The organism is Sagittula marina, assembly GCF_014196795.1.
In the GTDB taxonomy this organism is placed as follows: domain Bacteria; phylum Pseudomonadota; class Alphaproteobacteria; order Rhodobacterales; family Rhodobacteraceae; genus Sagittula; species Sagittula marina.
This window is the reverse complement of the sequence record NZ_JACIEJ010000027.1, coordinates 1-20,824: the sequence shown is the minus strand read 5'-3', so window position 1 is coordinate 20,824 and position 20,824 is coordinate 1. Positions and strand designations below refer to the sequence as shown.

Sequence of the window (20,824 nt, the reverse complement as noted above, 5' to 3'; positions counted from 1 at the left end):
GCGGTAGCGGGTGGGTGTGGGCTTCGGCATGCGCCCGAACTAACCGTCCGGATTCGCTAAGTGAATCCCTCCCTTTGATTTGCGCAACAACGCCCCGCAGTATAGGACATTGTGCGTCGCGAGGTGATTCTCTGCCACGTCGCCGGAGACGAGGAGGACGCCGAACCGAATAACGGCCAATCCCTTCGCGTGTCCTGCCCATCCCACAGATCCTTCTCGATCTGGGCTTTCGGAAATGGGTCGTCGCGAAAAGGAAGGCCAGTGAAACCTAGCTTTTCCTTGAAATTTAGCCAGACAAAAGCCGCCGACGGCGCTCACGGATCTTTAGGGATCTGCTGCGGAACTACCTGAAAATGCAGAGGTTTATAGACGCGCGTGAAGATGTCTACGTCATGCGGCGCGCGCTGTCCTCCAAGTACATGTGTCTCGGTATCGATACCGGCACGCGTCAGCCGATCCTCGGCCACCTCGAGGGAGCGACCATTGACCGGCTCATGGCCTTCTGGAGGTGAAAGGCATCCTCGATGCCGTCGAAGTCGGCAGTGACGGGCGGTTTGGCTTTCCCATCATCTTGGGCAATCGCACCGCCATGCAGTCGGCTATCGATTGTCACTGAGAGGTGACCAGCGCCACCGTCAAGACGCGCACCTTCGGCCGGCGATTTCCGGGCGCCAATAGGCTTTAAGATTAACGAGCAGATGGAATGTGGAGAACAAGCCCGAGCTTTGGCGGGATGTCGGGATAACTTGTTGATTCTTACATATTCTCTCTGATTCGAAATGGAATCCGTATTTGAGGATAACTTTTTGAAGTTTTCGGAATTCACGAAAAAATTACGGAAGCTTATGCCGGCGAATTAAGTAATCTATCACGATGTTCCCAAACCGAGGGCCTAACCGCATAAATCAGTATTTGTGCAGAGCTTGGCACAAAACGAAAATTTACGGTTGCTATAATAAAATTTCTGTTAATAAATCCTTTCCGTAACACTGAGGCTTTCAGAGCTTTAATGGCAGCGCGCATTTAACCGTGCGGGGGCTGTCCGATAACCATTGAATGCGCAGAGTAGCTGTGCAATTTTTACGTGTGTTGGGGGTTGTGTATTCTCCTTACGCATTTTAGCGAGTGGAGTTTTCTATGCCGATCGTACTTTTAATGACTCGAATACCCAGGTTAATACTTTTGCCACCTTGCAGGCGGCGGTAGACGCAGCGGCAGACGGTTATACCATTCGCATTGATAGCGGTGAGACTCTTCGCGAACAGGTGGTCATCGAGGGGCTGTCGGGTTTGACGATCGAGGGCAACGGCGCCACCATCGAGATGGCGGACACGCCGACCTTTACCCAGATTTCCGGCGTCGACGGCGGTACACGTGACCGTGCTGCGGTCATTACCGTGCGCGATTCATCCGACGTGACAATTGAAAATCTCGTCGTAGACGGTCGTGGCCTTGGTGACTCAACACCAGCGGCGCAAACCAGCGGGGCCAGAAGCGATTTTGAAGGTGTCTTGTTCTTTGATGCCTCCGGTGACCTTGATGGCCTGACCGTGACCGGAGTCCGCGATGCCTATGCTGCGGATGGTCAGGTCAAAGGCAACCAGCGCGGCAATGCCATTGTGGTCCTGAATGACGACGGCGCCGAGCGTACTGTCACGGTTCAAAACAGCACCATCGAGGATTTCCAGAAGAACGGGATTACAGCGGCCGGTGCTGGTCTTGAATTCGTGGTGACGAATAACACCGTGACAGGTGCGGGATTTCTGCCGGATTCCAACGATATAGCACAAAATGGCATTCAGGTTTCCGGGGGCGCGGCTGCTGCGATTACCGGAAATACGGTTCAGGAAATCGGCTATCAGCGCGGCGATTATGTGACCACGGGGGTAATGGCTTTCAATGTGCCGTCTGGCGAATTGACGATTTCGGGCAATACGTTCACCGGTCCCACAGATGACATGGGCGTCACGCAAGCTGCCACTCATATCCCGGTTTATGTCAGCGGCGAGACCGATAATGCCGTTGTTACGAATAACACTTTTGACGGCACTGTGTTTGGAATCGCCTTTGCGAACAATACTGATAATCCGACCTACACCGGCAATATCTGGACCAATCAATTCGACGAAGTGGTGACGAATACCGGCGATGGCACCTGGGCCAAATCGCAGCTTGAACTTTATGGCAGCAATAATGATCTGCCGCTGAACGTTCAGGGGCTGGATGGCGATGATTTCATCGTGGGCACGGCATCTGATGACACGATCAGCGGCGGTGACGGTCAGGACGACATCGAGGGTGGCGCAGGCAATGACAGCCTGGATGGCGGCGACGGTGACGATGTGCTGGTCGGTGACGCGGGGAACGATACGCTTGATGGCGGTCAGGGTGCCGACGACATGCAGGGCGGTGAGGGTGACGATCTTTTGCGGGTCTCCCAGGTCGACACCGCAGATGGCGGTGCGGGCGTTGATACCGTCGAACTGATGGATCTTTCCACGCTGACCATCGCTGAGCTCGAGACGCTCATGTCCGGTGGTTTGGTCGATAACCCTGCGGCGCCGGGCACGACCCTTGGTCTCAGCCTTGATGGGACCACCACTCCGGGTGGCGATCTGGATATCTTGGGGGCGGTCGATGCGAACGGCACCGTCAGCTACACTGCGGGGGCGGAGCACAGTGTCGCCAACGTTGAAATTCTCAAAGTTCCCGGCAGCTCAGGCAGCAGCGTGTTCCTGGTCGCAGAGGGCATGTCGATCCAGGCCGCTGTGGACGCGGCGGTGGCCGGAGATACCATTCTTGTCGGCGAAGGCGTCTACTCCGAAGCCATCACCCTGGACAAAGCTCTGACGCTGGTTGGCCTTGATGCCGAGATTTCCGGCGTCGGCACTGCGGTCTCCATCACCGGTGATATTGATGCCGGCGGTAGCGAAACGGTTTCCATCAGTGGCTTTGACTTTGCGGATAACGCGACGGGTGTGCGCGTATCTTCGAGCACGCAGCTGTCCAGCCTGCTGATCGACGATGCCACGTTCTCGGGCAATACCACGCACGGCGTCGGGACAGGCAGCGGGGCTCCGGGCCTTGCGTCGATCACCATCACCAACTCGGACTTCTCGGGCAATGGCACCGGTGGCGGCAACGGGGCAGGGGATATCATTCTGTTCGGATACACCGGCGATGCCACCATTCGTGATGTCACGATCACCGGCTCCGATGAAAGTGTCCCGCAGGGCCAGCGTGGCGACAACGCCATTCAGATTTCGGGGTTCACCCCCAACACCTACGACGTGACCGCGCCCATCGGCGCTGTGGTGCTGGAAAACGTTACGTCAACCGGGTTCTATCACAAGAACCACCTTACAATTCAGGGCTTTACCGATCTTGACGGGCTGAGCTTTGTCAACGCGAACATCGAGGGGGGCTCCAACTGGGGCTATCCGGTCTTTATCGACCAGCCCGCTGACGGGGTCGTGGGCGCGCTCGGCGGTGTGAACGGACGCCCCGGCGCATTTGACGGTGCAACGGGCACGGGCAACATCGATTTGTCGGGCCTGACGGTGACAAATACCAGCACGGGCGCGACATTCGACACCTTTGTTCGGGCCGCGGATGGCGACGAGTCGATCACAGGCACCAATGCCAATGACTTCCTGAACGCTCCTGACGATGATCTGACCGATTTCGGCGGCAATGAAACGATTGATGGCGGCGCGGGCAACGACACGCTGATTGGCGGTGTCGGGGACGACGAGCTGACTGGCGGCACGGGCGACGACGTGGCGATCTATTCCGGCGAGCGTGAGGGCTATGACATCTCTCGCAATGCAGACGGCAGCTACAATGTGACCGACACGGACACGACTGACGGCAATGAGGGCACGGACCTGCTGGTCGGTGTCGAAACCCTTCAGATTGACGGCATCGGCTTTGAACTGGATGCGAACAGCCCCGATATTTCGGGCTACACCGATAAATTTACTGAGGGCTTCGAGACAGGCACCGCAGGGTTTGTCACACCGGACGGGTATGGCGCGCTGACGATGGTTGCCAGCGGGACCAATGGAATAGATGCCGCTGATGGCGGCAGTTATGCTCAGGTCGAGCAGACCGGTTCTGGTCCGTTCACGCGGTTCGACGGCTACCGCACCAATTTTGATGGCGGGTTCGCCACGCAGGCGAAAATCTATCTGGATCCAAGCTGGGCCGATGGTGAAGGCTTTGACTGGTCCGTTGCGGCCAACGGCACCGACGGCGCACATCAGCGCGACTTCATCTTCCATGTGACAAAAGATGCCGATACCGGCACCGTCCTTGTGGGCGCGAACAACAACTCCAACTACGATCCCGTTCTCAATCTCGAAACCGGAAACCACGTCTCCATCGACACCGCGGGCTGGTACACGTTCGAACATAATTTCTATGAAAACGATGAGGGTGATCTCGAAGTTGCCATGAACGTCTACGACGCGGCGGGCGAATGGATGTTCACCGAAGTCCGAAGCTCTGACGCGGATAGCATCGCCACTGAGGTGGGTGGCAACCGCTATGGCTGGTTCACCAATATCGACGTGACCGACGGTATCGCGGTGGATTCAGTGTCGCTGAGCACCGCCAACGCCAATTTCATCCAGACCCTCGACGGCGGCGTCATCACTGGCGAATACGCCGATGTGGCAAGTGCGCAGGCCGCGGCTGCGCCGGGCGAGCAGGTGTTCGACCCGACCACCGAGCAATTCCATGTGTTCGAAGGCATGTCGATCCAGGCGGCTATTGATGCGGCCTCCGAAGGCGACACGATCCTGGTCTACCCCGGTGCCTATGCCGAAGCGAACACCACCGACAGCCTCGGCCGTCAGGTCAGCCTGTCGATCGAAACCGACAACCTCACCATCATGGGGGTTGATGCGAACGGTGTGCCGATCGAGGATGCCACGGCGACGGAAGCCACGCTGACGCTGGGCTATCAGTCCGCGTGGGGCAGCTATGCCTTCCTCGAAGGATCGGGCACCACCATTTCGGGCCTTCAGATCGAAGGCGCCGGCTATGATTACGGCGTCGAAACCGGCACGGGTGTCAACAAGATCATCGAAGTGGTCGGGGATGACTTCACCCTGACCAACAGCACCGTCACAGCGCCTGATGGCGTGTGGATCGCCTCTGCCGTGTATATCAACGACCGCAGTGTCTCTGCGGGGACGGATCCGACGACCTTCGTTTCGGATATTTCGTCTTATTCGATCAACAACAACGTGTTGCACGGGGCGGTGGCGCTGGCCAACGGACCGGGCACGGGCCACGCTGTCACCGATATGTCGGTCATCGACAACCTGTTTGAACAAAACAGCGGCATTGATCCGGAAACCGTCTACTTCGGCAATGTCGGCATCACGATCAGCGGTCTCGAGGACGACGTGAACTGGCGCAATATGACGGTGGGCATCCCTGAAATTTCCGGGAACACCTTCGACGGCGCGCTGAACCGCGTGTTCTACAAGGCAGATGACGATGCCTCGGAAGTGCCGGACCTGGCCTTCGTGCAGAATTTCCTGGCCACCAACACGGTCGAAGCTTACGCCTACGCCACCACCCCCACGGGTGAGTTGCGGCTGGTGGAGTCCCCCAGCACGCTGGCGGGCAGCAGCGCAGTCAATCAGGCTGTGCGCATCGGCACGGATATCGGCAGCCTGTCGGGTTTTGCACTGGCTGGAGACACCATCGTTGCGATGACCACCGCAGGCACACCGCTGACAGAGATCGTGACGGACGGTCTGATCGTGGAAGTGCTTTCCGGTTCCTTCGCCCCCGAACTTGACCTTGCCGCCAATGTGAGCGCGCTGGAGCTGGCCGGTGCGGAAGATGTGAACATCAACGGCAACGACAATGACAACGTGCTGGTCGGGAACGACGGCGACAACGTTCTGAACGGTGGTCTGGGGGCTGATACCCTCGAGGGCGGCGCGGGCAACGACAGCATCGACGGTGGCGCGGGTCTCGATCATATCGACGCAGGCGAAGGGGACGATACGATCATGGCTTCGGCGGGCAGCGATGTCGTCGATGGCGGTGCAGGCACTGACCTTTATGATGCCTCCAACTTCTCGTCTTCGGCGGTGATCAACCTGTCGACAAACCCCGTCAGCTTCCTGACACCGGGGACCGGGTTTGTCAGCGGCGCGGATATCTCCGGCTTCCAGGGTCTGACCGGCATCGAGAACATCAGGGGCGGCGCTGCGGCCGACCAGCTGATCGGGGACGCGGGAGAAAACACCATTTTCGTCAGCACCGGCAGCGATTCAATCGATGGCGGCGCGGGCGTGGACACCTACGATGTGTCTGCGGACGATGGCGGCGTGAATGTGGATCTGGTGGCCGGCACGTCGGTCACCACCGGCTTTGGCACCGACAGCCTTGAGAACATCGAAAACGTGACCACGGGAGATGGCGACGACACCGTGGTCGGCGATGCCGGCGACAACGTCTTCGTGACCGGTGCAGGCGCTGACAGCGTAGAGGCCGGCGAGGGTGACAACACCATTGACGCAGGCGACGGTGCCAACGATGTGACGGCTGGCGCAGGCAATGATGATGTCACCACCGGCGTGGACAATGATATCATCGACGCAGGTGATGGCGACAACGAGGTGTCCTCTGGTGCGGGCAACGATGATGTGACCACCGGCACCGGCGCAGACGTCATCGACGCGGGCGATGGGAACAACACCGTCAGCAGTGGCGCTGGCGCGGATGACATCACCACGGGTTCCGGCGATGACAGTGTGAGCTCTGGCGCGGATGCAGACGTGGTGTCTGTTGGCGATGGCGCGAACACGGTCGACGCGGGCGCGGGCAATGACACGGTGACCTCCGGCAGCGGCAACGATGACATCGCCGCAGGGGACGGGGATGACGTGATCTCTAGCGGGCTTGGCAACGACATCGTCGACGGTGGCGCAGGCCAGGACACGATGGTTCTTGCGGCGACCAGCCTGGCGGATGTCAGCTTTACCGCGACGCAGGTCAGCTCGGCTGGGGACGGGGTCAATGATGTCGCAAACGTCGAACGCTTTGAGCTGGGCGACGGGACGGTGGTACGGGCCGTCAACCTGGCAGGTTCGCCCTACACCACGATCCAGAGCGCTATTGACGCAGCAGATCCAGGTGATGTGATCCTGATCGGTGCGGGCACCTATGCCGAGGCGCTGACCCTCGACAAAGGCGTCACGCTCATGGGGGCAGGCGCTGGCGTTATCGTCGATGCAACGGGGGAGCTGACGGGCGTAACGATAAACGGCGGTGGCGAAGGCCAGTCGATCGTGCTGGAGAACATCACCTTTGACGGGGCGCTGGACACAGGCGTTCAGGTCGACCCGAGTGCGGATTACGACAGCATCACAGTGGCCGATGTGACGATTTCCGATGTCGGTCGTCGTGGGTTCGATCTGACCAATGGCGATCCGGTCGGGACCGTGCAGGGCGCGCCGACCGTGGATGCGCTGATCTTCGAGAATGTCTCCGTCGATGGCTTTGGCTCCATTGCTGCGGGCGCAGGCGTCGGGATCAACATTCCCGAGTACGAAGGCACGGTTTCGATGGATGGTGTCACCGTGACCGGCTCCGGTGCGGGCGGGCGCTATGGCATCAACCTGAGCGGGCTTGACGGTGGCACTGCGGGCATCAGCCTGACGGATGTGACCATCGGTGGCGCAGGCGAAGCCTTCCAGCGTGCGGCGCTGGGACTGCAAGACTTTGAAGGCCTTGTTGCCGGCGATGTGTTGCTGAGCGATGTCACGCTGCAAGGCGCGATTTCGGACGGCAGCGCAGATTTTGCCCTGCTGTATGCTGATCTGGTGGGCGGAGTGCTGGATGCCTCGGGTGTGACCATCACGCCGGATGCGGGCACCACTGCGTCGCAGTTCAACGTGGCCGACAGCGATCCTGACCTGACCTCTGATATGACTGGCACAGATGCGGCGGACAGCTTCCTCGTGGCAGGCGATGACGCTGTGACCATCGCCGGTGGTGCAGGGGATGACCTGTTGGTCACTGGCCCGGTGGGGGTAGATGTTACCTTTGACGGCGGAGCAGACAGCGACACGCTGACCATCGTGAACCCGGCCTCCTTCGGTCTGAACGCGGCGATTACGCTCGACGGCAGCACCGTCGAAATGGCGGCGGGCGGTCAGCCGGCTGGCCAGGTGGCGTATTCCAACGTCGAGACCCTGGACATTCAGCTGGGCGATCTGGGGGATGAGGTCGATGCCGCAGGCGCGACCTTTGACGCTGGCACGACGGTTTCGATCACCGGTGGTGCACTGGGGGATGACATCGACTTTACCGGTGCAACCGGTGCCGAGATCATCATCGACGGTGGCGAGGGTGCGGATACCGTGACTGGCAGCGCAGGGGGCGATGTGCTCTTGGGCGGCGGCGGCGGTGACGTGATCAACGGTGCCGATGGGGACGATACCGTCACCGCAGGCGCTGGCAGTGACAGTGTCGACGGCGGCGCAGGCACCGACCAGGTGGTCGTGTCCGGCAACCGGTCCGACTTTGACATCACGGTTTCCGGCACCACTGTCACCCTGGCGGATACGGTCGGCGGCGAAGGCTCTGACACGCTCGTCAACATTGAGGAAATCGCCTTTGACGACGTGACAATCGGTGCGGTGGCCTATGAGGACACCCTCGGCACCGACGAGGACAACGCGGCCAGTGGAAATGTCCTGAGCAACGATTTCGATCTCGCTCTGGGCAGCGCGGGTCTGGAGGTGATCTCGGCCGGGACGGCTGGTGCAGAAGCGCTGTTGTCCGGGGCGGCTGTGACCTTTGCGACGGCGAAGGGTGGCAGCGTCACCATCAACCCTGACGGCACCTACAGCTATGATCCCAACGGCGCCTTCGAGGCCCTGAATGTGGGCGACGAAGACACCGACAGCTTCAGCTACACGGTGAGCGATGCCGACGGGAACACCGCGACGGCGACGGTCTCTATCGACCTTTCCGGTGTAAACGATGTGCCAACGCTGGACAGCGATACCATCAGCACCGGTGAAAACGATACCGTGGGCTACGACCTGACGGATCAGGCCGACGATGCCGATGCCGAGGATGATGGCGACAGCCTGACCTACAGCGTGGCCCCGGGCGGCGATCCTGCCAAGGGCACCGTCAGCGTCACGGCGGCTGGTGAGCTGACCTTTGATCCGGGCACCGATTTCGAGGCTCTGAACGAAGGCGAGCCTGAGACCCTGACAGTCACGGTGCGTGCCACGGATGCGCAGGGTGCCCACGTTGATACCACGTTCAACATCACCGTTACCGGCGAGAACGATGCGCCGGATGCGTTGGACAGCTATGACCAGACCTCGGTGCCGTCCGGCACTGAGGATGATGCCACGGTCAGCTTCGATCTGGTGTCTTTGCTGGGGGCCGATATCGACCTTGATGCGGAGGACGACACCAGCACGCTGAGCTACTCCGCAACCGTCACGGGCACCGGCACGGTGTCCATCGTGGCAGGGTCTGGCGGGCCAGAGCTGGAATATGCGGTGCCCGGCGATCTGCAGGCGCTGAACGCAGGCCAGATCGAAACCATCACGGCCACGGTCACGGCAACCGATGCGCAGGGCGCAGCCGACAGTTTCGACGTTGTCTTCACCATTGAGGGCGTCAATGACGATCCGGTGATGATCGATGGCAGCGACAGCGCGGTCGAGGATGGCAGCGCGATCACGGTGGATCTTTCGGCTCTCGGGTCGGATGCGGATGCCGAGGACGACGGCAGCTCGCTGAGCTATGCCATCACCACGCCGTTGGGCGCTGGCGAAGGCAGCGCGACGATCACCGGCACGGAGCTGAGCTTTGATCCGGGGGCGGATTTCCAGGATCTGGCAGCAGGGGAAACCCGCGATATCACTCTGGGCGTCACGGCGACGGATGCGCAGTCTGGCACATCGAACGAAGGCACCATCACCATCACCGTCACCGGTGTGAACGATGTGCCGACGTTGCAGGCGGGGACATTCTCGCTGGGCGAAGATGCCGGAGAGACCGGATTTGACCTGAGCGCGTTGGCCGCGGATGTGGACAGCGACGACACACCTGAAAGCCTGACCTACACGATCCTGTCGGGCCCGTCAGAGGGCACGGCGGCCATCGTTGTGACACCGGGCGGTGTCGAGCTGAGCTTCGATCCCGGCTCTGATTTCCAAAACCTTGACGATGGCGAAAGCCGTGATGTCACGGTGCGGGTGCAGGCCGTCGATGGCAACGGTGGCACGGTCGAGGCCGATATGGTCATCACGGTCACCGGGGACAACGACGCACCAAAGAGCGGCACCACCGTCGACAGCTTTACCGAGGCGAACGGGACCTTGGCAGTCGTTGCGGCCAACGTGTTGCTGAGCGAGGCGACAGATATCGACGATGAGCCGCTCACGGTGGTTGCGGCCAGCGTGGTGCAGAATGCAGCGTCCAGCGACCGCGACCTTGCGGGGGCCTTTGTGGTCGCCGCAGATGGCGCAATCAGCTTTGATCTGGATCTATTCGATGATCTGGATGACGGCGAGAGCGAGGTCATCGTCTTCGACTACCAGATCAGCGATGGCGATGAGGTCGTGGCCACATCGGTCAGCATCACGATTTCCGGCACCAACGATGCGCCGGTGATTGCGGACACCACGACGTCGGCGCAGGAAGACGGCGCGGCGATCACGGTGGATCTGCTGGCGCTGGCCTCGGATGTGGATGGTGACATCCTCAGCTTCTCGGCGGCTCCGCTGGCGCCGGGTCTGGGCAGCGTTTCGGTCTCGGGCAACACGCTGACCTTTACGCCGGGACCTGATTTCCAGGATCTCGACGAGGGTGACGTCCTGCCAGTCGAAATCGTCGTCACCACCAGCGATGGCGATCTGACGGACACGGCGACCATCACGGTCAACGTCGCAGGCCAGAACGACGCGCCGGTCATAATTGCAACCGACGAGGACGGCACTGCCGATGTCTCCGAGGATGCTGTTGCGGGCGTCACGGTGATCGACCTTGCCACCATCACCTCTGATGTGGATGCGGATGATCTGCCCGCCGATCTGACCTATACGCTCGATGCAGGCTACACGGGCGGCGGTGTCTTCTCGCTGAACGGCACGGACCTGGTGTTTGACCCCAACGGTGATTTTGAATCGCTTGACGGGTCGGATGAGGCCGTCGTGACCATTGCGGTCACAGCGACGGACGATCAGGGCGGCACTCAGACGGTGGATGTGTCGGTCCGTATAACCGGCGAAGAAGACGCGCCGGTTCTACTGGAGGCCGTCGGCGCGGTTGCGCTGGTGTCCGAAGATGCCACGGGCCCGGTTACGGTGCTTGATCTTGCGGCGCAGGCGTCGGATGCCGATGCGGGTGCGGTGCTCAGCTACTCCTTGGGCAGTTACACCGGGGCAGGGGCATTTGCCCTTGATGGGACCAACCTGACGTTTGATCCGTCGGGCGGGTTTGAGGCCCTGGCGGGGTCCGAAACGGACAGCGTCAGCATCGATGTGACCGTGACGGACGAAGATGGCAACTTTGATACCGTCACGTACACGGTGGACATTGATGGTGAAAACGATGCGGTGTCTGCTGGCGACACCATCGAAGACACCATCACCGAGGACGATGGCATCGTCAGCTATGATGTCTCGGCGCTGCTGGCCAATGCCACGGACATCGACACCTCGGACAATGCCACCCTGGCGATCAGCAACCTGACGCGCACCGATGGTGGCCGGGTGATTTCGAGCATGTCGCTGAACGACGGCACCGGGATCAGCTTCAACTCCGGAGCCTTCAACGATATGGCCGTTGGGGAAACCGAGGTCCTGACCTTCACTTACGATGTGATCGACGGAAACGGATCGGTTGATACCGGGACCGCAGAGATCACGGTGCAGGGTGTCAACGACGCGCCGAATATCTTCTACTCGAACTTCAACCTGTCGGGTGGCAAGGTCTCTGTGGATGAGGTCGTCGGTCAGACCGGCAACAGCGCCACGCGCACCGAAGGCAGCGGTGTCCTGACGTTCGTCGACCCAGACCTGAGCGATGGGGCGGATCTGTCGATCTCCCTTGATGCGATCCCAGGCCTGTCGGCGGCAGAGTTGGCCACTTTGTCCAATGCGATGCAGTTGACCCAGACGTCCTTCCCCGCAAACCCCTCGGGCAGCGCACGGACCTTTGGTGTGGTCTTCTCGATCACGGATGCCGATCTGGACTTCCTCGAAGATGGCGAGCAAATCACGGCCACTTATCGGGTGGCTGTGAATGATCGCAACGGCGCAAGCGACGAGCAGACAATTTCGGTGATCTTCAACGGTGCATCGGAATTCATACCCGCTGTGGCCGGCGACGACACGATCCAAGTGTCCGAAGACGGTCCGGTTGTGGATCTCACGGCGGACTTGCTGGGCAATGACACCATCGACGCGGACGCAACTGCCGAGATCATTGCAGTGGATGACAGTGGCACCACGGGGTCCGTCAGCCTGCTGGCGGGTGGTCAGGTCAACTACGATCCGAATGGGCAGTATGAGCATCTGGTCGCGGGCATGGTTGCCACGGACAGCTTTGTTTACACCGTCTCGGACGGGGAGGGTGGTTTTGACACGGCCACCGCCACGATCCAGATCCAGGGTGCCAATGATGCGCCGGTGATTTCGGGCAGCACGGGTCTCATCTCGACGATAGAAAACGACCTGCAGGAGACACCGGTTTTGATCGGCGCAGACCTGGCGGTTGTGGATCCAGACATCACGCAATTCGAAGATGGCAACCTGCTGGTTTCGATCACCGGGGCCACCGCCGACGACCGCCTGAGCGTCCGGACCTCGTCAACCTCCGGCGTCGGGATCGAAGTGTTCGGCGGTTTTGTCTTCCACGATCTGGTCAATATCGGCGCAATTTCCGGCGGTACCGGCACCACGCCCCTGTCCGTTTCACTGAACGCCAATGCCACGGCGGAACGTGTCACGGCCTTGTTGCAATCGCTTCAGGTGCAGAACGTGTCGGATGAACCACCGACCTTCCCGCGTGACGTCTCCATCGCGGTGACCGATGCCGAGGGCCTGCAGGACACACTCACCAAGCCTTTGCTCATCACACCTTCTCAGGATACCCCGGACGGGGCCGAGCCAGGCGAACTTTTGGTCAATGACGAGGGGTATGCAGTTCAGACCTATCCGAACCAGGATGATGGGGTTTCCTCGGTCTCGGTTGACGCCACGACCGTGACCCTCACCGGGAATGCCTGGAAAATGGCGGATGTCGACTTTGACGTTGTCAGGGGCACGGTTCTGACCTTCGACATGACCAGCACGGATACAGGTGAATTCCTGGCGATCGGGTTCGACACCAATGGTCATTACGATGGCATGATGGACCTGAGCTCGTTCATCCGTCTCGGCGGAACGGATGGCTCTCATCTGCCCTTCGCTGCCTTCAGAAGCTACACAACGCTTGGCGTCACCCAGAGCTATTCGCTGAACATTGGCGAGTGGTTCACCGGGGACTTTGAGCAGCTTGTCTTTGTGGCCGATGACGATGCGGACGGGTCGGGCAACATGACGATCTCGAATATCCAGATCTTCAACGACTTTGATCATTCCATCGAAGTTGACGGTCAGGAGTTCGAAATCACCAGCTTCGACGCCCGTCAGGACTTTGGCACCGTGACCGAAGTGGCCCCGGATGCGGTGACCACGACCGGCAATGCCTGGAAAAGCATCGACATCGGCGATGGTGTCATCGATGCCAACACGGTGCTGTCGTTTACCTTCAGTGCGACCGACCTGGGCGAACTGCAGGGGATTGCCTTGGAAAACAACGGCAAGCTGTCGCTGGAGCGGGTATTCCAGGTGGCGGGCAGCCAGAGCGAGAGCTTCTGGAACCGCGATTTTGCCGGGTACCAGATCGGTGACGGCGAAGTGACTTACGATATACGCGTCGGTGATTACTTTGCCGCGGGTACGGAGTTCGACCGCATCGTTCTGGTCAATGATGACGACGCGGACGGTTCTGGTACGGCGACTTTCTCGAATATCGAAGTGCGTCAGGATCCGTTCACAGTCACAACCGATCTGTATGACACGGATGCGGGCGGCCAGATCAAAGAGCTTTTCCAAGGCGGCGACGGGGGTATCTTGCGTCTGGGCGGCGATGTTCAGCGCAGCCTCGATCTGGGATCGGTCGAGATTGACGCCAATACCCAGCTTACATTCCGTTTCCGCTCAGATGTCGAAGCGGATGTGGTGGCCATTGGTCTGGATGACAACGGCGCCCTTGATGCCGGGGACAGCTTTCAGTTCTACCAAATTGATGGCAGCGGTTCCTTTGGTCAGCAGGACGAAAACGGGACCTACACGACCGGTGATGGTTTTGTCGAATACACGATCAACATCGGCGAGGATGTCGCGGGGACCTTTGATCGTCTGGTGCTGATGCAACAAGATGCTGCAGGCGATGCGAACAGCTACTTCGAAGATATCGTGCTCACCGGACTGGGCATGGACGATGATGTGCTGTCGATCCTCTGATACGGCGTGATCACTAGGAAAAAGCGCTCCCGGCCAGCCATGGTCGGGGGCGTTTTGCTGAGGGCCTATGGCATTTTCGCGATGTTCAGCCACTTGGGTTGGCCAGCGCACTTCTGGCTCAAACTGCGGCATTATCGGACCCACGTCCTTGCGGGACCCGGAGGGCCCGATTTCAAACAGGTAACGGTTGAATGGCCATCCGTTCAGATACCTGCAGGCGCGGCGTCCGAGATTAAGGCTCAAGCCATCTGCGCGTCCGCCAGCCAGAAAAAACAGGCCTCTCACTGGACGTTTTTCGACAGGTGAGTTGTGACATCAGGCTGAAATGAATGGGTCCCGAGCCTAAGCCGTTTGCGACACTGGTTTTGCACCGGGCGTTTTGCCCTATCGTGCGTTCGGTGAAATCTGGCACCCCTGAAAAAAACGCTTTTCCGAGGCGTTTGGGGGCAGTGAAAGCTCACGCAGCCTCCTCTCCCTCCGACGCTGGGGTCATCAGGGTTCCGATCCCGGGGACCTGCGCCGAGGCAGCGGCGACAGTTTGGAACATGCCGTCCAGGTCCAGCATCGTCACGAACCGCCCATTGCAGCGCCCAATGCCCGAGACCAACCGCTCGTCCCAAGAGAAAAGCGCCGCCTCTGGCACTTCGCTCAGGGTGCCTTCATCCAGCCGCGTCACCTCGATCACCCGGTCCGCCTTGAGAGCGACCACAGCCCGCCGCCCTTCGCGGTTCAGCAAAAGCACCACAATGCGGGTCGCCTCGGTATCGGGGTTGGATGGCAGGCCAAGGATCGTGCGAAGGTCAGCCAAGGCAACATCGTCGCCCCGCACGTCGATCACCCCGAGCAGATGCGGCGGCGCGTGGGGCAGCCGCGACACGGGACACAGATCCAAGATTTCCTGCACCCGGTCCACCGGCACGGCGAACAGATCATCGCCGCATCCGAGCGTCACAATTTGCTGTGCTGCACTCATGCCGCACGCCCCTTTCGAGACCCGGCCAGGAAGTCTTGGTCCAGCGCGTCCTCGGGTGCCTCCATGTCGAAGTCGAAACCGCCGCCACTGCTCCGATCGCTACGTGCCTTCCTGGTCGCGGCGATCTTTCGCGCTACCGGGCGGATCGTCTGCTCACCCATCTGCATCTTGAAGAAAGCAATGGCCGTCTGCAGCTGCTCGGCTTGGCTCGCCAATTCCTCGGCGGTCGAGGACATCTCTTCTGACGCCGAGGTGTTCTCTTGCGTGACCTTGTCCAGTTGCTGGATCGCGATATTGACCTGCGTTGCCCCCGCAGCCTGTTCCTGGCTCGCGTTTGAAATCTCTGCCACCAGCGCAGAAGTCCGCTCGATATCGGGCACCAGACCGTCCAGCATCTCACCCGCTGCGCGTGCCGCGCGCACGGTATTTCCAGACAATTGCGAGATCTCGCCAGCAGCCGATTGGCTGCGTTCCGCCAGCTTGCGGACTTCGGAAGCCACGACCGCAAAGCCACGACCGTGTTCGCCGGCGCGGGCTGCCTCAACCGCGGCGTTCAAAGCCAGCAGATCCGTCTGGCGGGCAATTTCCTGTACGACCATGATCTTTTCGGCGATGGTCTGCATTGCCTCAACCGCCTTGGCCACCGCGCTACCGCTTTCCTGGGCATCAGCAGCGGATTTGCGCGCCATCTTTTCAGTTTCGGCCGCGTTCTGGGCGCTCTGCTTGATGTTGGCGGTCATCTGCTCCATCGATGCGGAGGCTTCTTCGGTCGAGGATGCCTGCTCGGTGGCTCCTTGGCTCAACTGTTCGGCAGTGGCTGACATCTGCTCTGATCCCGAGGCGACGTTGCGCGCCGCACCCGACACGTTGCCGACCACCTCGCGCAGGCGTTCCACCATGGTATTCAGGGTGCGCATCAGGTCAGTCACTTCATCGTTGCCGCGCAGTTCTACGGTCTGTGTCAGGTCGCCCTTGGACACCGTGTTTGCAAGGTCGCCAGCACGGGCCAGCGCGCGCGAGATCGAAAGCACGATCCACAGCGCTGCGCAGGACCCGACCAGGATTGCGATGGTCAGTAGTGCGATGCTGGTGGTTCGCGATTTGGCATAGAGCGCGTGCGTTTGGAGAGCAGCCTCGTCCTGCATCTCTTGGTTCAGTTCAATGATCTGCTCCAGGTCCGCTTCCAGGGTCACCCAACTTTCGCGTCCCTCGTTCGCGAGGAGCCTGACGCCAAGCTCCGGCGTCCCGGCATCTTCAAATTGTGTGACACGGTCGTTGATTGTCGCCAGCGCATTTTTGTTTCGTTCAAACTGGTCCAGCTGCGCCTTGCCTTCCGCGGTTGCGATTTCATAAAGCCGGTCAAAAGTTTGCTTGCTTTCAGACCGCTGTGCTTCTTTTCGGGAATTGATTTCACGGCGCTGCGTGTCGGTTGTTGCCAATATGTATTCACGCACGTCACGTTGCACTCGAAGCTGCTGTGACCACAATACTCCGGCCAGCCTGACCCTTTCGGAACTGCCTTCCACGATTTCAGTGATGGAGGCATTCATACGACCCATGTCCCGGATCGCCATGAGCTGTCCAGCTGCAGCGAGTGCCAAGACGACGAAGAAGGTAGCCGCCAGTTTTGCCTTGATGGTAAGTCTCATGCTTCAGTTTCCTTCTTCGATTTGTTTCGCCGCAATGCCCTTCGGGCAGAATTGCTGGAAAATTGCTTCAAGATTGGGCAGCAGCAGGAACTCATCCTCTTGCTTGCCGATGCCTCGGACAAATTCGGGGGGCCATCGCAGGCCGACGCTGGGCACGTCGTCGAGCGTCGAAACGTCGAGGACCGTGACCTCGTGCACTTTGTCGGCCGTGATCGCGACAGTAACCGTTTCGCCGTTCAGCGGCAGGTCGAGCACCAGCATGCGTGTGTCCGCGTCCGGGTCCGTGCGCGGCATGCCGAAGGCGACCTTCAGGTCGGTCAAAGGGACAACGACGCCGCGCACGTTGATCAGTCCGCTGGAAAACGGTGTGGACTGTGGCACGCGCGTGACCGCGACCGGTTCCAGGATCTCGCGCAGGCAGTCGGCAGGCAGAGCCATCCATTCGCCTCCGAGCCGCAGCGTTACCACGTCGATGTGTTGATCGGTTATGACGTCGATCTGATGAACTGCATTCATGCCGCGTTCTCCCGCCGCGCCCGGTCCTCGATCATGCGGCCTGTGGCGACCAGCTGCGCCACGTCCAGGATCAAAGCGACCGTGCCGTCGCCCAGGATTGTGGCGCCGGAAAAGCTCTTGAGGCCTGCGTGCAGCGGAGACAGCTGCTTGATGACCGTCTGGTTGTTGCCGATGATGTTGTCCACGACCAGACCGACGCGCGCGCCGGTGGACGAGATGATCACCACCTTCTGATACTCCGTGGGTTGAACCGTCACGTCGAAAAGCGCGCGCAGCCGCAGGAACGGAACCAGCCCGCCGCGAATGTTCAGGAAGGATGAATTGCTGTGTTCGCTGACATGACTTTCGGGAAGTTCCACGCACTCCTCCACCGCGGCCAGCGGGATGGTATAAAGTTCGCCGCCCACCTCGATCAGGAGACCGTCGATGATCGCCAGCGTCAGTGGCAGCCGCAGTCGCACCGTCGTGCCGTGCCCGGGTTCAGACTCCAGATCGATTTGCCCGCGCAGGGACGCGATGGTGCGCTTGACAACATCCATGCCAACGCCGCGCCCCGAAAGCTCGGTGACCGTGCTCATCGTCGAAAAGCCTGGCTCGAAGATCATCCGGTAAAGGTCGCTTTCCGACAGATCGGCATCTTGTGCCATCAATCCAGCCTCTATGGCCCTCGCGCGGATTTTCCCGGCGTCAAGGCCGCGGCCGTCGTCGCGGATCGTGATGACCACCTCGGCGCCGGCATATTCTGCCGACAGCTCGATCGTGCCAACCGTCGGTTTGCCCGCCGCGAGCCGCGCCTCGGACGTTTCCAGCCCGTGATCCGCGCAGTTGCGCAGAATGTGCACGAGCGGGTCGGCCAGAAGCTCGATCACTGTCTTGTCGAGTTCGGTATCCTCGCCTCGGGTCCGAAAGCGCATCTGCTTGCCCAATGTTGCGGACAGATCGCGGATCAGTCGCTGGAACCGTCCCAGGATCGACGACATTGGCACCATGCGGATCGACATGGTTGAATCGCGCAAGCCAGCGGCCAGCCGCTGGATATCCTCGGCCACCGCCATCAGCGTCGCGTCGCCCGAACACTGTGCCAGCGCCTGCAGCCGCGCCTCGGCGATGACAAGTTCGCCGACCCGGTCCATCATATCGTCCAGCCTGTCGGTCGCCACGCGCATCGTGTTGCCGGTAGCCTTGCCGACGCCCGGAGCAGGGGACGTCGCCACTGCATCCAACCCCTGATTGTCATCAGCCTTTGCTGCAGAGGGCGTATCGGATAGTGGCGCAATTTCCAGTGTCATGTCATCGCGGGTAAACAGAAACACCGCTTCGATATCTGACGAAGTGACGGCGCCCTCGATCTCGACATCCCATCCGATCAAGCACGCGGTCGGGTCTAGCTGGTCGATCGGCGGTATGCGGTCTACTAACGCCCGGACCTTTGTCGGCCCAAGCTCGCGCAGTTCGTCAAGAAAGCCCTCTGGATCGTGACCGCGCATCAGCGCGTCCTCAGAAAGTCGGAAGGTCACCCGGCAGCCTTCTGCAGCATTGCCCGCTGGCGTGTGTTCTCCGTCTTCGCCCTTGTCGCTGCCATCAAGACACCTCTGCAACCGGTGGAGGATATCGACACTGGCTGCGGCGCCCGCCTTGGGGTCGTCCAGCAGGCACAGGATCTGGTCGCAAGCCTGCAACGACAGTTCGATCAGCGCGGTGGTTATCGCCACCTTGCCTTGTCGCAAGCGGTCGAAAGCCGTCTCGAATTCATGCACGAACATCGCAAGTTCGTGAAAGCCGAACATCGCGCCCGATCCCTTGACCGTATGCAGATCGCGAAACACGGCGTTGATGCGATCCCGATCATCAGGGTCGGTCTCGAGGGCCATCAACCCAGCCTCAATCGACTGCACCAGTTCGCTCGCCTCCTGGCGATATACGTCGGCACCAAGGTCTTCCTGATCGCTCATGCCTTCACCATCTTGCTGACGACCGCCAGCAGTTTAGCTTGATCGAACGGCTTCACTATCCAGCCAGTGGCACCTGCCGCACGCGCTTGCTGGACGATGCCGGCGTCGCTTTCGGTCGAGATGAAAACGACCGGCACCCCCGCGGATTCCGGCATCTGTCGGAACTTCCGAATGAAGCCGATGCCATCAAGCCGTGGCATATTCTGGTCCGTCAGCACGGCATCCGGATTGCAAGTCCGTGCCTGATCAAGCCCGTTCTGTCCGTCAACAGCCTCGACCACCTTGTAGCCGGCCCCGGTGAGCGTCATCTTCACCATCAGCCGTACGGACGCGGAGTCGTCGATCGCGAGTATCGTTTTTGTCACGGGGTCAGTTCCTTTTCAGTGTGGCACTGCCAGGTTTTTCGTCAGGACTCTCACTCGAACTTGGAGCCTGGTCGGGCTCGTACGTTATCTCGTCTGCGCAATGCGCCGCCTCGAGCCCGAATGCCTTCAGCAGCCGCATCAGCTGGCCGTCTTCTGGTGCGATAAGGCGCAGGCACTTGCCCTCGGTTTCGGCGCTCCAGCGCGCGGCGAGAAGTATCTGCACAAGAGGCAGGCCGCCCTCACGCAGGCGCCCTGCATCGAGGCTGGGGGCAGGGGAGGTCCGGATGTAACGCGCCAGATCCTTTGCGATCTTCGGTGCCGAAGCGATATCCACGACCTCCGGTATCATGTAATGTGTATCGTTCATTCGAGACTTCGCTTTATGAATATAACCTGGCCCGACAGATATTTTGATTTTCACGAGTGAATATTTTGTTATTTTGGCTCTATGCGATTGGCGTAAATAAATTGATTTTTCGAAAGGCGAATGTGCTCAAAATTTTATAGGACCGGGGTAATTGGATTGACGGGTAAATTAACGGATGCCGACGGCTTTTTGTGTAAATCGCGTGGACAATTCATCTTGTGAATTCAGTTTGGTAGCCTGGATGTATAAGCAGGCCGACACCCCCAACCTGCAAGGCCAAGAACCAGACAGTCTACAACGAGGCGCTCTAGGGTCAGGACCCATTGATTTCCGTTTAGCGGCGTGATTCAGGGCTCGAAAACCGAGCGGTGAACATGTCTGATCTTTTCTGGTTGAGCGACGCGCAGATGGCGCGTCTTGAGCCCTTCTTTC

The 20,824-nt window shown here is 60.1% G+C and carries 8 protein-coding genes; 2 read left to right on the top strand and 6 right to left on the bottom strand.

Annotated features, from left to right (window positions below; all coding sequences use genetic code 11):
- Positions 1–353 precede the first annotated feature (353 nt).
- Together GGQ68_RS23655 and GGQ68_RS23650 are read left to right on the top strand one after the other, a co-directional pair.
- Entirely contained in the window at positions 354–512 is a 159-nt protein-coding gene (locus GGQ68_RS23655; RefSeq protein WP_183970419.1) for a hypothetical protein, read from the top strand.
- Positions 513–1,190: 678 nt separating this feature from the next.
- Positions 1,191–14,570, top strand: coding sequence for a beta strand repeat-containing protein (locus tag GGQ68_RS23650; protein WP_183970417.1), 13,380 nt, complete (start codon positions 1,191–1,193; stop codon positions 14,568–14,570).
- 457 nt (positions 14,571–15,027) lie between these two features.
- Here GGQ68_RS23650 and GGQ68_RS23645 read toward each other — a convergent pair whose 3' ends face one another.
- Genes GGQ68_RS23645 through GGQ68_RS23620 form a run of 6 tightly spaced genes read right to left on the bottom strand, consistent with a single transcriptional unit; the run spans position 15,028 to position 20,392 of the window.
- Positions 15,028–15,543: a chemotaxis protein CheW gene (locus GGQ68_RS23645; RefSeq protein WP_183970415.1), complete on the bottom strand. Its 516-nt coding sequence runs from the start codon at positions 15,541–15,543 to the stop codon at positions 15,028–15,030.
- Complete coding sequence (locus GGQ68_RS23640) at positions 15,540–17,192, bottom strand: methyl-accepting chemotaxis protein (RefSeq protein ID WP_183970413.1); 1,653 nt, start codon at positions 17,190–17,192, stop codon at positions 15,540–15,542. The genes GGQ68_RS23645 and GGQ68_RS23640 overlap by 4 nt, the downstream gene beginning before the upstream one ends.
- A gap of 3 nt (positions 17,193–17,195) precedes the next feature.
- Positions 17,196–17,708, bottom strand: a complete 513-nt coding sequence (locus tag GGQ68_RS23635; RefSeq protein WP_183970411.1) for a chemotaxis protein CheW — start codon at positions 17,706–17,708, stop codon at positions 17,196–17,198.
- Complete coding sequence (locus tag GGQ68_RS23630) at positions 17,705–19,660, bottom strand: chemotaxis protein CheA (protein ID WP_183970409.1); 1,956 nt, start codon at positions 19,658–19,660, stop codon at positions 17,705–17,707. The genes GGQ68_RS23635 and GGQ68_RS23630 overlap by 4 nt, the downstream gene beginning before the upstream one ends.
- A complete protein-coding gene (locus tag GGQ68_RS23625) occupies positions 19,657–20,025 on the bottom strand; it encodes a response regulator (RefSeq protein ID WP_183970407.1) in 369 nt (122 codons plus the stop codon). Before GGQ68_RS23625 ends, GGQ68_RS23630 begins: the two co-directional genes overlap by 4 nt.
- Positions 20,026–20,029: 4 nt before the next feature.
- On the bottom strand, positions 20,030–20,392 hold the full coding sequence (locus tag GGQ68_RS23620; RefSeq protein WP_183970405.1) for an STAS domain-containing protein: 363 nt from the start codon (positions 20,390–20,392) through the stop codon (positions 20,030–20,032).
- Positions 20,393–20,824 lie beyond the last annotated feature (432 nt).

Excerpts from the sequence above, each read along its gene's own strand:
- GGQ68_RS23655 (WP_183970419.1), top strand. The coding sequence starts at position 354 with ATGCAGAGGTTTATAGACGCGCGTGAAGATGTCTACGTCATGCGGCGC.
- GGQ68_RS23645 (WP_183970415.1), bottom strand. The coding sequence starts at position 15,543 with ATGAGTGCAGCACAGCAAATTGTGACGCTCGGATGCGGCGATGATCTG.
- GGQ68_RS23640 (WP_183970413.1), bottom strand. The coding sequence starts at position 17,192 with ATGAGACTTACCATCAAGGCAAAACTGGCGGCTACCTTCTTCGTCGTC.
- GGQ68_RS23635 (WP_183970411.1), bottom strand. The coding sequence starts at position 17,708 with ATGAATGCAGTTCATCAGATCGACGTCATAACCGATCAACACATCGAC.
- GGQ68_RS23630 (WP_183970409.1), bottom strand. The coding sequence starts at position 19,660 with ATGAGCGATCAGGAAGACCTTGGTGCCGACGTATATCGCCAGGAGGCG.
- GGQ68_RS23620 (WP_183970405.1), bottom strand. The coding sequence starts at position 20,392 with ATGAACGATACACATTACATGATACCGGAGGTCGTGGATATCGCTTCG.